Annotated in this window: 13 protein-coding genes; 12 read left to right on the top strand and 1 reads right to left on the bottom strand. The window is 37.5% G+C overall.

The genetic code is table 11. The features are described from left to right. From CQA58_RS08310 to CQA58_RS08020, 4 genes are all read left to right on the top strand, one after another. A partial coding sequence (locus CQA58_RS08310) for a hypothetical protein (RefSeq protein ID WP_211305729.1) occupies window positions 1-224 on the top strand: 224 nt, incomplete at its 5' end. Further along, a complete protein-coding gene (gene tsaE / locus CQA58_RS08030) occupies window positions 214-636 on the top strand; it encodes a tRNA (adenosine(37)-N6)-threonylcarbamoyltransferase complex ATPase subunit type 1 TsaE (protein WP_115570195.1) in 423 nt (140 codons plus the stop codon). The genes CQA58_RS08310 and tsaE, both read left to right, overlap by 11 nt. Continuing rightward, entirely contained in the window at window positions 633-1355 is a 723-nt protein-coding gene (gene lptB, locus CQA58_RS08025; protein ID WP_115570194.1) for an LPS export ABC transporter ATP-binding protein, read from the top strand. The genes tsaE and lptB overlap by 4 nt, the downstream gene beginning before the upstream one ends. Further along, window positions 1352-2638: an RNA polymerase factor sigma-54 gene (locus tag CQA58_RS08020; protein ID WP_115570193.1), complete on the top strand. Its 1287-nt coding sequence runs from the start codon at window positions 1352-1354 to the stop codon at window positions 2636-2638. Before lptB ends, CQA58_RS08020 begins: the two co-directional genes overlap by 4 nt. 36 nt (window positions 2639-2674) lie before the next feature. On the opposite strand, the gene CQA58_RS08015 is transcribed toward CQA58_RS08020, so the two are convergent. Next, the gene (locus CQA58_RS08015; protein ID WP_245942807.1) at window positions 2675-3736 is read right to left on the bottom strand and encodes a virulence RhuM family protein; all 1062 of its coding nucleotides are present in this window, start codon (window positions 3734-3736) and stop codon (window positions 2675-2677) included. Between the two features lie 101 nt (window positions 3737-3837). Between CQA58_RS08015 and CQA58_RS08010 the strand changes: the two genes are divergently transcribed. The 8 genes from CQA58_RS08010 to CQA58_RS07975 form a co-directional block, all read left to right on the top strand. Then, window positions 3838-4596: a leucine-rich repeat domain-containing protein gene (locus CQA58_RS08010; RefSeq protein ID WP_115570191.1), complete on the top strand. Its 759-nt coding sequence runs from the start codon at window positions 3838-3840 to the stop codon at window positions 4594-4596. 172 nt (window positions 4597-4768) lie between these two features. Continuing rightward, a complete protein-coding gene (locus CQA58_RS08005; protein WP_115570190.1) occupies window positions 4769-7765 on the top strand; it encodes a type I restriction endonuclease subunit R in 2997 nt (998 codons plus the stop codon). Continuing rightward, complete coding sequence (locus tag CQA58_RS08000; RefSeq protein ID WP_115570189.1) at window positions 7765-9384, top strand: HsdM family class I SAM-dependent methyltransferase; 1620 nt, start codon at window positions 7765-7767, stop codon at window positions 9382-9384. Before CQA58_RS08005 ends, CQA58_RS08000 begins: the two co-directional genes overlap by 1 nt. Next, the gene (locus CQA58_RS07995; RefSeq protein WP_115570188.1) at window positions 9377-10624 is read left to right on the top strand and encodes a restriction endonuclease subunit S; all 1248 of its coding nucleotides are present in this window, start codon (window positions 9377-9379) and stop codon (window positions 10622-10624) included. Before CQA58_RS08000 ends, CQA58_RS07995 begins: the two co-directional genes overlap by 8 nt. Continuing rightward, entirely contained in the window at window positions 10621-11094 is a 474-nt protein-coding gene (locus CQA58_RS07990) for a hypothetical protein (protein ID WP_115570187.1), read from the top strand. The genes CQA58_RS07995 and CQA58_RS07990 overlap by 4 nt, the downstream gene beginning before the upstream one ends. Next, window positions 11094-11837 carry a hypothetical protein gene (locus tag CQA58_RS07985; RefSeq protein ID WP_115570186.1) on the top strand — a complete coding sequence of 248 codons (744 nt, stop codon included), beginning with the start codon at window positions 11094-11096 and terminating at the stop codon, window positions 11835-11837. Before CQA58_RS07990 ends, CQA58_RS07985 begins: the two co-directional genes overlap by 1 nt. Further along, window positions 11837-13342 carry a pentapeptide repeat-containing protein gene (locus CQA58_RS07980; RefSeq protein ID WP_115570185.1) on the top strand — a complete coding sequence of 502 codons (1506 nt, stop codon included), beginning with the start codon at window positions 11837-11839 and terminating at the stop codon, window positions 13340-13342. The genes CQA58_RS07985 and CQA58_RS07980 overlap by 1 nt, the downstream gene beginning before the upstream one ends. 117 nt (window positions 13343-13459) lie before the next feature. After that, a partial coding sequence (locus CQA58_RS07975; protein ID WP_147288633.1) for a hypothetical protein occupies window positions 13460-14122 on the top strand: 663 nt, incomplete at its 3' end.

Here is a 14122-nt window from a genome sequence, read left to right as displayed (position 1 = left end):
CCACACAACCCACACAACCCACACAACCCACACAACCCACACAACCCACACAACCCACACAACCCACACAACCCACACAACCCACACAACCCACACAACCCACACAACAGCCTCAACAGCCTCAACAGCCTCAACAGCAACCCTCTCAAGAAACCATTGACGGATTGCATAAGCACTTTGGGGCAAACCTTGATTCAGTAGAGAAGAGAATCCATGAGAAGTGAGAGAGTTTGCACCCTAGAGGAGCTTCCAAGCTTTCTCTCCACCCTTCTCCCCTCTCTTCCCCCTCATTGCATTATCTTGCTTAGAGGGGATTTAGCCAGTGGCAAAACCACGCTGATTTCTACTCTCCTCACTCTCTTGCAATCCCCTCAAAGTGCCACTTCTCCCACTTTCTCACTTCAGCATATCTACACCACCCCCACCCTCACGCTCTACCACTATGATTTTTATCGCAAGGATTTGGGGGAGTTTATGGAGCTAGGGTTATTAGAAGGGTTTGATATGCAAGGGTGGCATTGTGTGGAGTGGGGAGATGAGAAGCTAGAGCAGATTTTGAGAAATAGTGGGTTTAAGGTCGTTATAATTACGATTTCCAAAGAAGAACAAAAGCGAAGATATAGGGTAGAGCTATGAATGTTTTAAAAGCTGAGCATTTAAGTAAGCAAATCAAAAAAACAAAGATTGTCAATGATGTATCTGTGGAAGTCAAAAGTGGCGAGGTGGTGGGACTTTTGGGGCCAAATGGAGCAGGGAAAACAACGACTTTTTATATGATTTGCGGACTTTTGCGACCCACTAGTGGCGTAGTGTATCTCAATGATACTGATATCTCTACCTATCCTTTGCATAAACGCTCCAATATGGGGATAGGCTATCTCCCCCAAGAATCAAGCATTTTCAAAGAGCTAAGCGTAGAGGAAAATCTAATGCTCTCAGCAGAAATCTCTATCAAAAACAAAAAAGAGCGACAAGATATGGTAGAGGAAATGCTAAGTGCGTTTAATATCGAGCCAATCCGAGCTAGAAAGGGTGTGAGCCTTAGTGGTGGGGAGAGGCGAAGGGTAGAAATCGCAAGAGCGTTAGTCAAAAGCCCAAAATTTATCCTCCTAGATGAGCCTTTTGCAGGGGTTGATCCTTTGGCTGTGATTGATATCCAAAAGATTATTGAGAAGCTTAAAACTATGGATATAGGGGTGCTAATCACTGACCATAATGTGCGAGAAACCCTCTCAGTGTGTGATCAAGCCTATGTTATCAAGAGTGGGACTCTCCTTGCCAATGGTAATGCAAGTGAAATCTATGACAATGAACTTGTAAGGAAATACTACCTAGGAGAGAATTTCAAAGTATGAATCCCTCACTCAAGCTCACCCCCACCCAAAGCCCCAAAACCAAGCTCTCCACCACGCTAAAGAGCTGGTTGCCGATTTTGCAAAGCAGTGGAGATGAGCTAGAGGAAACCCTAAATGAGTTTATCAAAGACAACCCCTATGCAGAGATTACCAACCCCACAATGCAAAATTTCACCACCAAAAACGCCCTTAGCAAAACCCTCAAGAAATCCAAAGGAGAGCCTGAGGGGTTTGAGAATTTTTGTATCTCTCAAGAGGGGTTCTATGATGTGCTCTTAGATCAAATCGCCCCTCCACTCTTCCCCACCCCACTCTCTCAAAATATCGCCCAAGCTATCATAGAAGATCTCAATGATGAGGGGTATTTTGATGGAGATATTGAGGAAATTGCTCAAAGACTAGGGGTGAGTGAGACTGAAGTGGAGAAGATTCGCTTACGCTTTGCCTACCTAGAGCCTTATGGTGTGGGGGCAGTTGATGTGCTAGAATCTTTTGAGTTTCAGCTAGAGCAAAGCGAGATTTCCTCAAATGCCTACCCAATCGCAAAAGAGATTCTCAAAGATTTGCACAACCACTTCAAGCACAAAAACCACCCCCATTATCTTGAAGCAATGAGCGTAATCAAGACTTTCAAAAATCCTCCAGCCCTTGACTATGCCCCCAAAGAGCAATATATCAAGCCTGATATGTTTGTCTTTTTTAATGATGGGGAAATAGAGGTGAAGCTAAACTTTGAAAGCACTCCAAGTATCAAAATCGACTCCTCTCTCCAAGCCACACTCCCCAAAGGTGCTGAGGAGCAATTTTTCAAAAACAAGCTTAAAGAAGCTAGATTGCTTGTCGATGCCCTAGAGATGAGAAAAGCGACATTGCAGAAAATCGGACTAATGATAGTGGAGTATCAATATGAGTTTTTTACAGGTGGGGAGATAAAGCCGATGAAACTCAAAGATTTAGCCGATGAGTTTGGACACGCTCCAAGCACAATCTCAAGGGCGATTTCCAACAAATACCTAGAGTGTGATCGTGGGCTTTTCCCTATCAAAAGCTTCTTTTCCACTGCTCTTGATGATGATGTCAGCAATAGCTCTATCAAAGACTTTATCAACGATTTAGTCAAAAATGAAGACAGGAAAAAACCTCTAAGCGATAGCAAAATCCTTCAACTCATAGAAGCCAAGTTTGGTATCAAAATCGTGCGACGCACAATCACCAAATATCGCCAAAAGCTCAATATCGCAAGCTCAAGCGAGAGAAAAAAGCTCTATGAGATGAGTTTGTAGGACTAATTCTCACTCCCAAAGCCCATAGAGAAGATATTACCTCTTTTGCAATGCTTTGAGGGCTTTGTCAAAGTCTGAATTGATTTTTTGAGTTTTATTAAAGATTTCATACTCACTTTGAGCCCTCTCTAGAGCTTCTTTGCGTGAGATTTTGCCATTGTCAGGGAGGATTTGATAATCCCTAAAACTCAAAAATTTATCCACACTTACCTTAAACTCTTTCATACTAAAGGTGTTTTCTCTCTCCACCAAATCCTCAATATAATCAAAATATCCACTTATCAACCTCTCAAGCTTTTTGATTTCTTCTTCTGAAAGATAGTTTTTTGCCACTTCTGTATCGCTTTTGAGGATTCTCCCCTCTGGAGCGTTTCTCCAAGTGGTTAGCCCCATATGAGGGAGGGAAGAGTCGGCTTTGGAATAGATGATTTCAGAGGCTGTTTTGCCTGTGATGGCATAGTGGAATCGATTTTGGATAAAAGCAAAAAACTCCCTTGTGATAGGAGAGGTAGGATCATAATCAAGTGAGCATTCTGCGAAAATATCTGTAATCTGCTGATAGATTCTCCTCTCACTTGCTCGGATAGAGCGGATGGTTTCCAAAAGCTTTTTGAAATAGTCTTTGCCAAAAACTCCACTCCCCTGCTCCAACTGCTCTCTATTGAGAGAGTAGCCTTGAATTGTGTATTCTTTGAGGATATTTGTCGCCCAGATTCTAAAGCTTGTCGCTTCTTTGGAATTGACACGATAACCCACTGAAATGATAGCGTCGAGGTTGTAGTAGCTCACCTCTTTTGTTTGAGTTTTTTCTTCTATAGCTCCGTGTGGAGTGGTGTGTGCAATTTTTGCACATACCACTTTTTCATCTAGTTCTTCTTCTTTGAATATATTACTCAAATGTCTTGAGATTACCGATCTATCGACTCCAAAAAGCCCTGCGATAGCCCTCTGTGTCGCCCAAATACTCTCATCTTTGATTATCACATTGATTTGCAAATCTGTTTGCTTGATATGATAGAGAATGCTTTGAAGTTGATTGTTGTCCATAGACTGCTCCCAAAATAAAATGCCAAGATTATAAAATAATTGCTTTGACAATCCTAGTCCAAAAACACCTCAAAAATCAAATCTGCTATAATGTCATTGCAAAAAATTAAATCAAAAATTACAGCAAAAAATCAGAAAAAGGAGAGTGCGAAATGGAAAAATGGGCAAAAGAGTTTATCAAGTGGTGTGATGACAATGAGATAAAAATCCCAAGGACTCAAGAGGAACTAGTGGAGCTAGAGGTTTTTGAAGCCAAAGGCAAATCACTCACTTCAATCCACCCCAACATCGTGCATCTAAAAAAACTTTATCGAGTAGTTTTGGAAAACAACGCACTCAAAGATATACCCAAGCTTCCCAGTGGGGTTTTGACATTGATACTCAAAAACAATCTTTTCACAGAGATTCCAGAAAATGTCAGAGAACTCAAGGGGTTGCTCAACCTTGTGGTGGATAACAATATGATTGAGGAGATTCCCTCTTGGATAGGCGAACTTGAGGTGCTTCTCACATTTTCAGCCTCTTTTAATAGGATCAAAACCCTAGAGCCAATCAAAGGCAATCAAGGGGTGCATTTCTTACACATAGAAGCCAATGAGATTAGGGACATTTCCCCAATCTATGAGATGAAAAATTTGCAACACTTTCACTTCCAAAACAACAATGTAACGACCTTTGACAAAAGGATTAGAAATCTAAAAAAGCTAGAAATCTTCTCAGGGATGCAAAACCCTATCAAGGACTTTGACATAGTCTTTTTGGCTAAGAATAAAAATGTGCAAATCTACTTAGAGCTTATAGGCAAGACAAAAATAAGGATTTATAGATTGCTAAAATTCTTTATAGATACCAAAAATGGCATAGATAGGCTTTGGAAGAGAGGGGCTATCCAAGAGGTGGAGGGTGTCTAGGGGTGGGATAACCCCTCTCTATTTTTAAACACCAACAATATTTGAACTTCACTAGAACTTAGCATACTTCAATCTTTTTGCAATTAACTTGTATTCCCATTTATATTTTGGTAAAATCCAAAAATACAATTATTCATTTTTAAAAATCTAGCTCTAGTTTTTGGAGAACACAATGAAATACAACGAAGATACACGTGTGAAGATTCCTGCACTTGTGCATTTTACACGATTAGGATACACCTATCTTTCTATCAAAAACAAAGAATCAGAATTTGATAAAGAAACAAATATTCATATCCCTACTTTTCACACCTCTCTTAATGCAATCAATGATGAGGAGATTAGTATTGAAGAAGCAAAAAATCTCATCAACAAAATCAAGGCAACACTCAGCTCAGACCTTGGAATAGACTTCTACAATGCTCTTATCAAGAATCTTGAGGGGAAAAAACTTCTTGATTTTTCTCCAGATGATAAAAATACTTATCAAGTTGTTACAGAGCTCCCCTGCAAACACAATGGCGATGAGTTTCGCCCAGATATCACAATCCTTATCAATGGAATCCCCCTTGCTTTTGTAGAAGTTAAAAAACCTCATAATTCAAATGGTATCCAAGCAGAAGATAAGCGAATGGATTATCGTCTAAGCAATAAGAACTTCCGTTCTTTCCTCAATATGTTTCAAATTATGGTTTTCTCCAACAATCTCCCTTATAGCGATGAAGAAAATATTCCATTTCAAGGGGCTTTCTATGCCACAACGGCAGAAAAGACTCTTTTTCTCAACAGATTTAAAGAAGAGCGAAATGATGATCTTCACATCACTCCGATAAACGAGCAAATCCAAGATTTTATTTTTAAAGATACCAATAGTCCTTTGCTCAAAAACTCTCCAGAATATAAGACAAACATTTCTCCAAATACACCCACCAACTCCATCATCACTTCACTCTTTAGCAAAGAACGCTTCAAAATGCTTCTCAGATATGGCATTGCTTATGTTGCAAAAACTCTTGACACAGGAGCAACAAAGCTAGAAAAACACATTATGCGTTATCCTCAATTCTTTGCCACACTAGCCATCAGAGATATGCTAGAAAATGGGGGAAAGAAGGGGATTATTTGGCACACTCAAGGAAGTGGAAAAACGGCTCTAGCCTATTACAATACACATTTTCTCAAGGACTACTTTCAAGCCAATGGGCAAATCACTCAGTTTTTCTTCATCGTTGATCGCCTTGACCTTGCCAATCAATCCGCAGATGAATTTCGCTCTAGGGGACTTGAAGTCAAACTTGTAGGAAGCAAAGATGAGTTTATTGAGTGTATAAAAAGCACTTCTCAATCAAGTAGCGGAAAGGATAGTATCGTAGTGGTTAACATCCATAAATTTTCCCACGATTCTATTGCCAAACTCCCTGATTATGGAATCAATATTCAAAGAATCTTTTTTATTGATGAAGCCCATAGGAGCTACAACCCATCAGGATCATTCCTTGCAAACCTATTCACTGCAGATTCAAACTCTATAAAAATTGCTCTCACAGGCACACCTCTCATCGGTGCAGTCTATGATGAAAATGGCAATCGCATTAGTGCCAAATATGATAGTAAGGCAATTTTTGGCAACTATATTCACAAATACTACTACAATCAATCCATCGCTGACCACTATACCCTGCGACTTATTCGTGAGGACATTCTCACCACCTACAAAGAATCCCTACGAGCAACACTCCAGGAGCTAGAAGTCCAACAAGGGGCTATTGATACAAAACTCATTCTCTCCCACCCAAGCTATGTCAAAAAGCTTGTAGCCTATATCACCGAGGATTTTAAAGCCCATAGATTCCAAGGAGATATTGGAGGAATGATTGTATGTGCCTCTTCTGAACAAGCCAAGGCAATCTATGAAGAAATGAAGTCAAATGAGTTTAGCTCAGCCCTCATTCTCTCTGATAACTCCACAGGAACAAATGAGGAGAAAAAGCAATGGCAAAATGCTTTTAAAAAGGGGGAGATTGACTTCCTTATCGTCTACAATATGCTCCTCACAGGATTTGATGCTCCAAGGCTAAAACGTCTCTATCTAGGGCGAGTCATCAAAGACCATTCACTCCTTCAAACTTTAACGCGTGTCAATCGCCCCTACAAAGACTTCCGCTTTGGCTATATCATTGACTTTGCAGATATCAAAAAAGAATTTGACAAAACCAATCAGGCTTATTTCAATGAGCTTCAAGCTGAACTTGGAGATGCTTTTGAGGAATACAGAAGTATTTTTAAAACCCAAGAAGAAATCCAAAAAGACTTAGCAAATATCAAAGAAGTACTTTTTGGATTTAATGTTAAGAATGCAGAAGAATTTTCCAAAGAACTTGCAACAATTGATGACAAGCAAGAGCTTCAAACTATCCGTAGAGCCCTACAACTCTACCAAGAACTTCATAATATTGCTAAGCTTCACGAATATGAGGGGTTAGCTAATCTCTTTGATTTGGAAAAAATCCACCATCTTCTCTCTATTGCCAATGCACAGATTCAAGCTTTGAGAGACAAAGAAATTCTTCAAAACGCTCAAGATATGGATGCTATTCTCTCTCTAGCACTTGAAGATGTTAAGTTTGATTTCAAAAAGATTGATGAACACGAACTTGCAATTGCCGATAAATTCCGTGAACAGCTTATCAAAGCTCAAAGAGAATTAGCCAAAACTCAAGACATCAAAGACCCAAAATTTCTCACACTTAAAGAAGAGCTACAAAGAATCCTCTCCAAGAAAAATATCGAGGAGCTTACCTCTAGTGAAATAGAAGAAAATACAATCAAGCTCTTAGAGCTCTACAACAGCATTCAAGCCCTCAATGAGTCTAATCAAAGGATTGCCAACCAATATGAGGGGGATAACAAATTTATGAGAATCCACAAGCAAATCCACTCTCAACTCAATCTTGCAAATACCCAAATCAATCACTTCTTGCTAGAGGTAAAGCATCAAGTTGATGATACGCTTCTAAACAACTATGCACAAATCAATAATGAAAAACGATTTGAAGGATATATCAGAGATATTGTCAAAACCTGTGTCCCTCAACTAGAACGTGAACAAAGACAAAATATCGCCTCACTTGTTGCTAGAGAATATCAAAACGAAAGGAATTTTAGTTAATGCAACTCATCACTCAAACCCAAAAAATGATTGATAGTATTAAAAATGTTTGTGCTCTCTATGGATTAGGAAATGCTGGAAGTGAATATAAAATTATCACGGAACTTTTCCTCTACAAATTTCTTAATGATAAATTCCTTTATGAAGTGAGAAAAGAAAATCCCTCATTCTCCTCACTTAGCTTCTCTGAGCTTGAGGAAAAGCTCAAAGCAATGAGTGAAAAAGAATTTGAAGACATCAAAGAAGATTTATGCGTAGATTCTGCAAGAATTGATCGAAAAAATCTCATCTCTACCCTCTACAATCAACAAAATGCAGAAAATTTTCATCTCAAGCTTGACCAAGCCCTCACAGAAACTGCTGATGAAAATATTGATATATTCTCAGGACAAACGGGTAAAGGGACAAAAATCAAACTCTTTGATCCCATCTCACCCTACATCATTGATACAGAGAAAAAGCCTCTGTTTGCCAAAGCTCTAATTGAGAAAATCTCTTCATTTAGCTTTGAATCTGCCTTTGGCGAAAAATATGATTTCTTTTCCACAATTTTTGAATACCTTATCAAGGATTACAATAAAGATAGTGGCAAGTATGCTGAGTATTACACTCCTCATACGATAGCCACCATTATCGCTCGTATCCTTGCTCCAAATGGAGATAAAAATGTCAAGATCTATGACCCCTCAGCAGGAACAGGCACGCTTCTTCTTGCTCTTGCTCATCAAATCGGAGAAGACAAATGCACCATCTACTCTCAAGACATTTCTCAAAAATCCAATGAGCTTCTACGCCTAAACCTTGTCCTCAATAATCTCATCGGTTCTCTCCCCAATGTCATCTGTGATGACACACTCACAGATCCATTCCACAAAGACAAAGATGAGCTTGCCAAGTTTGACTACATCGTAAGTAATCCACCTTTTAATATGGATTTTTCAAAAAATCGTGACACACTTGCAGGAGAGGCTCATAGAAAAAGATTTTTTGCAGGTGTGCCAAATATTCCAGACAAGAAAAAAGAAGGTATGGCAATCTATCTGATGTTTATTCAGCACATCCTCTACTCTCTCTCCTCCAAAGGCAAAGGAGCAATCGTCGTCCCCACAGGATTTCTCACAGCAGGAAGTGGAATCCCTCTCAAGATAAGAAAGCACATTATCTCTCATAAAATGCTAAGAGGGGTTGTTTCTATGCCCTCAAATGTCTTTGCTACCACAGGGACAAATGTCTCTGTTATCTTTCTTGACAAATCCCAAGAAAATGATGAAATCCTCCTAATGGACGCCTCAAAACTTGGAATTACTAGCAAAGAAGGGGGTAACCAAAGAACCATATTGCAATCTGAAGACATTGAAAAAATTGTCAGCACCTTTAACTCCAAAGAAAAAATAGAAGATTTTTCTATCGTTGTAAGCCCCCAAGATATTGAGAGTAAGGGCTATTCATTCAGTGCAGGACAATACTTTGAAATCAAAATTGACTACACTCCCATCACTCCCCAAGAGTTTGAAGCCAAGCTCAAAGACTTTGCTGAAGAGCTTGATTTACTGTTTCAAGAAAATAGCATTCTAGGAAAAGAGATACAAAAATGTCTTAGGAGTATAAAATATGAATAATATCATCCAGACAAGACTAGACCGTATTGCACATATTGAGCTTAGCAGTATAGATAAAAAATCAAACGAGAATGAGACAAATATAGCTCTATGCAACTATGTTGATGTTTACAAACATTGGGCGATAACAAAAGCCAATAAAAAAGACTTCATGATAGCAACAGCAAAAGATAGTGATATAAAAAAATTATCACTAAAAAAGGGGCAAGTAGCCATTACCAAAGATAGTGAAAAGCGAGACGATATTGGCATTAGTACCTACATTGCTGATACTCTTCAAGATGTTGTCTTAGGATATCATTGTGCTTTGATTACTCCAAATCCCAAACTTCTAAATGGTAGTTATCTCAATGCTTTTTTTCACACAAATATGGCAAGAAAACACTTTGAAAACCAAGCAAGTGGTAGTGGACAAAGATACACTCTCACGAAAGAGGGGATTTCATGCATAAAAATACCCCTTCCAAAACTAGAATATCAAGAATCTGTGGGACATATTTTTTCATTATTTGATAGAAAAATCTCACTCAACAACTCCATAATCTCCAAGCTTGAAGAAATGGCAAAAATAATCTATGGGTATTGGTTTTTGCAATTTGACTTCCCCAATTCAGAGGGCAAACCCTACGCTTCCTCAGGTGGAACGATGAAATACAGCAAAGAACTAGGACGAGAAATCCCCATAGATTGGGAAGTTACAACGCTTGGATCATTACTTGAACGAAATTCTTCAGCTTTTGATTACTCATCAACTCAACCTACAATAGATCTGAGCGTAATGCCTCAAGGCTCAATTATGTTGAATCAACTCAATAGTAGCAATAACTTCGCAACAAATCTTTTTGAAATGAAAGAAGGAGATATTTTATTTGGAAGTATTCGCCCTTATCTCAAAAAGGCAGGAATTGCTCCTTGCAATGGTGTTTATGCAGGAACTGTATATTCATATAGACCCAAAAATGAAGATGATTTTAATTTTGCAATCATAACAATGTGCAGAAATTCTTTCTTTAACTATGCAGTGCAAATATCACAAGGCACAAAAATGCCTGTTGTCAAAAGTGAAAATCTTATGGATTACAAACTTGCATATAATCCTAAAATTTCAAAGCAATTCAACCAAACAATTCAACTTAAAAAAATCATATGTTCAAAAGCACAAGAAAACCAAAAACTTGCTCAACTCCGTGATTGGCTTTTGCCCATGCTAATGAATGGACAAGTAAGGGTGGAGCAATGAATATTATCGTAGAATTATTTCTTTTTAAAATAAGTCCCTTGAGTGGAGTTACAAGTTTAGCAATTCTTGCTTGGAAAAGCTATACCAAACGCAAAAGTTTTATCAATCAACTCAAAGAAGGGCAAACAAACCTTCTACTTTTTTCTATCTTGTGCGAAGCAGAAAGAAGCAATAAGCCTTTTATTCTCTCTCCTATAACTAGGGTAGCCTATGGACACACACAAGGCAATTCTTGGTTATCACCCTATAAATGTTACCCCATTTTATTTTCACATCCAACTTTTGGAGCAGGAGAGTTCTATATTTACAAGATTGATTTTTTACTTAAATGGATGATAAAAATTCGTAGAATTTTAAATGTCAAGATAATTAAAGAAGTGGATTGCACACGATTTAAAAAGTTTGATATGTATTGTTTTGCTACCTACAAAGAAGCATCAGAATTTAAAGATGCAATCAAGAAGTCTTGATGGAAGAAATCCTTAAGCTTCGCAACAACCTTAATAAAATTTTTGCCATCCACTATTCTTGTGCGTCTTTTGATGAAAATATAAATCCACACATTTTTTCAATCGCCATAAGAAATATTGGGAGTGGAGAAGAACTTGACTTTTGTGTCCAAACCTACGCAGATAAAAGCAAATTGAATATCACAGAAAAGTATGATGAGCTAGAAAAAGAATTATTGAAGGACTTCTTGCTGTTTATGAAAAAGCATAATGCTTCCACTTTTATTCATTGGAATATGAGAAATTCCAAATTTGGATTTCAAGCTATTTTTGAGCGTTTAAAAATTCTTCAAAATAGCCATATAGAAATACCCGAATTCAACAAAATTGATCTTGCGAAAACACTTATTGAAACCTATGGGGATTTACGCATTCCACATGGAAAAAAAGGAAGATTATTTGAACTTGCCACACTCAATAATATCACCACAAGAGATTTTTTAGAAGGAGTAGAAGAAGCTGAAGCGATTAAATGTCAAAACTACGCAAAAGCTCGTAATTCAACACTTAGAAAAACAACTTGCATTGCTGATATTTTTGCCAAGACAATACACAGAGAGCTAGAAATAAAAAAAGAATCTTGGGTTTTCCAAAAAATTAAAAAATACTTTCCCCTAGCAATCTTAATTTCAATAGCCACACTTTTAGACAAAATACTCAACATACTTAACAAAATCTATTCTTTTATAAAAGAGTTTTTTTGATGCAAAAAAACAAAAATCTTACCCAAGCTCAAACCAATGCCCAACAATACTTTGACAATATGGATGAGACAATCAATGCAATTTGCTTTGCACTCTTTCCCCACAACCCCACCATTAAGGCTATTGGTGAAGTAAAACAAATCATCATTCCCCATTCTTACCCATCTAATGCAAATGTAGAACACCTAGATTACAAAATTGCCCCCATTCGTCCTCTTGACTTAAGTATTATAGAGCTTTGGAGGATACGCCGATACAAGCTCCATTTTTACAATGCCCCATCCTTACGCCTAACAGATTCTTTCAACACTTTCACAAGATATGAGATAGGCGATGATGAGATAGATGAGTATATGGACGAAATAAAAAATGTAGGGGAGATGAATTTTTATCAATGCCACTTCAAAGAAATCAACACTCATCAATGTAGATTTAAAAAACTTAGATTTATAAATTGCACTTTTGAAAAAAGTGTTATTTTTGACTCTTGTATCTTTGAAGAAATTGTCTTTGAGAATTGTGTATTTAAAAGTTTTGTGTCTATCACAGAGTCTTGTTTTAAGGGGGTTAGTAAATTCTATGCAAGATTTGAAGGACAAACAAGCTTTTCAGGATGCACTTTTGGAGAAAAAGACAACTATAAATCAGCAACTCTTTTTAATCAAAGCACTTTTAAGCAAGTAGTATTTTTCACAAACGCAAGATTTTATGGCGAAATTGCTTCATTCTACAAAGTGGTTTTTGAAAAAATTCCCAACTTCACTCAAGCGATTTTTCAAGCAAATCTTAATCTAATCAACTCTTCTTTAAACTTCGACTATGATACAACCCACCAAGTCATCAAAGACGAAAGCGATCATCGCAGAGATTCTTTTTTATTCCCTCAGACAACACAAAATGCTAACGACTTCAGAGATAGTTTCAGAATCTTTAAAAACACTCTTTCCAAAGAAGGCAACCTTCTTGATGCCTCAAACTATCATCGAGTCGAACTCTATTGTAAGGAGATTGAGCTAGATTCCAAAAACCCCTCAATACTCTCCAGAGAATGGATAGACAAATGGCAATTATGCCTTTATCGCCACACTGCAGACCACCACACGGATTTACTAAAAATCATCTCTTGGGTAATTGTGGCTATTGGGGTTTTTGGAGTGATAAATTTTGGAATTAAATATATACAAGACCCAGCAATAATCAAAAAACTCAATCTTGATGGCATAGCACTAAGCCTTGTGGGGAGTATCCTTGCTATACCATTTTGCACTACTGCAAAAAAGCCATTTTTTAAATTTGGGCAATATCTTACCATTCTCTCAAGCATCTCCACTTTGTGGATTGCCTGTTATAAACCCACTCTGATTTTTGGAGCAATGAATCTTATAGATAAAACCCCTTGCTCAGGGTTAGAAAACTTTCTCCTAGTCCTCTATACCCTAGTGATGATTCTCTTGCTTTTCTCTCTCCAAAAAACAGCAAGAAAGAATTCCATAATCCCAAGCTAATTCTCCATTCTCTTTTATTGTTAGAAAAAAATTAACTTTTATTGAATACTCTCCCTATTCTCTTTTTATTTTCTTAATAGATATGAGAAATTGATATTTTTTAATGAATGGATAATAATGCAAATCAAGAATTATAAAACCGCCCTTCTCTCTTGGGTTTTGGTAAGTGGGCTATGTGAGAGAGTTAGTGCTGATAACATCATCTTCACTGGCCCCAATCAAGCCATTGATGTCACGCAAGATAGGGGGCAAATTGATTTGGTTTATAGCAAATGGAAAAATGATAGGGTTGATTTTTATTATCCTCATAGAAAAATATCCAAGGGATTAAAAAATTTATTTTTTTATAGAGTTTCTGTAGATAATTTTTCTTTAACATACAGAATTTATGTTGCACCTTGCTCACCCCAAACCATTGAGGGAAGGGTGTATCATTCAGATTTTTTTGTTATTAAAAATGGTGGTTCTATTCCATCTTTTTTGCTTGAAGCATATATTGAACTTGGAACAAGAGCTGGTGAAATTAAAAATATTGACTTCACTTCATTTAGATCCAATTTTAGTTTTTATTTCGTCAAGAAAGGATTGGGGGTTTTGGATTTTACAATGCTTGATTTGGCTATTACATACAGAACTGCACAAGACGATCCAAGAGGCAATACCATTTTCTATATCTCCAAAGCCACCGAAACAAACATTATCCCCTCTGATGAAATGACAGGGCTTAATGCTCCTTTACTCAATCAAACTCTTTATCTTGCTGGTTTTGATTATCTCTCT

This window comes from Helicobacter brantae (assembly GCF_003364205.1).
Classification (GTDB): domain Bacteria; phylum Campylobacterota; class Campylobacteria; order Campylobacterales; family Helicobacteraceae; genus Helicobacter_G; species Helicobacter_G brantae.
The sequence above is the reverse complement of the archived record's forward strand: the minus strand, read 5'-3'. Positions and strand labels throughout refer to the sequence as shown.

Bases quoted from the DNA above. Each gene is read 5' to 3' on its own strand.
- CQA58_RS08000 (WP_115570189.1), top strand. From the start codon at position 7,765: ATGCAACTCATCACTCAAACCCAAAAAATGATTGATAGTATTAAAAAT.
- tsaE (WP_115570195.1), top strand. From the start codon at position 214: ATGAGAAGTGAGAGAGTTTGCACCCTAGAGGAGCTTCCAAGCTTTCTC.
- lptB (WP_115570194.1), top strand. From the start codon at position 633: ATGAATGTTTTAAAAGCTGAGCATTTAAGTAAGCAAATCAAAAAAACA.
- CQA58_RS07990 (WP_115570187.1), top strand. From the start codon at position 10,621: ATGAATATTATCGTAGAATTATTTCTTTTTAAAATAAGTCCCTTGAGT.
- CQA58_RS07985 (WP_115570186.1), top strand. From the start codon at position 11,094: ATGGAAGAAATCCTTAAGCTTCGCAACAACCTTAATAAAATTTTTGCC.
- CQA58_RS08005 (WP_115570190.1), top strand. From the start codon at position 4,769: ATGAAATACAACGAAGATACACGTGTGAAGATTCCTGCACTTGTGCAT.
- CQA58_RS08010 (WP_115570191.1), top strand. From the start codon at position 3,838: ATGGAAAAATGGGCAAAAGAGTTTATCAAGTGGTGTGATGACAATGAG.
- CQA58_RS07980 (WP_115570185.1), top strand. From the start codon at position 11,837: ATGCAAAAAAACAAAAATCTTACCCAAGCTCAAACCAATGCCCAACAA.
- CQA58_RS07995 (WP_115570188.1), top strand. From the start codon at position 9,377: ATGAATAATATCATCCAGACAAGACTAGACCGTATTGCACATATTGAG.
- CQA58_RS08020 (WP_115570193.1), top strand. From the start codon at position 1,352: ATGAATCCCTCACTCAAGCTCACCCCCACCCAAAGCCCCAAAACCAAG.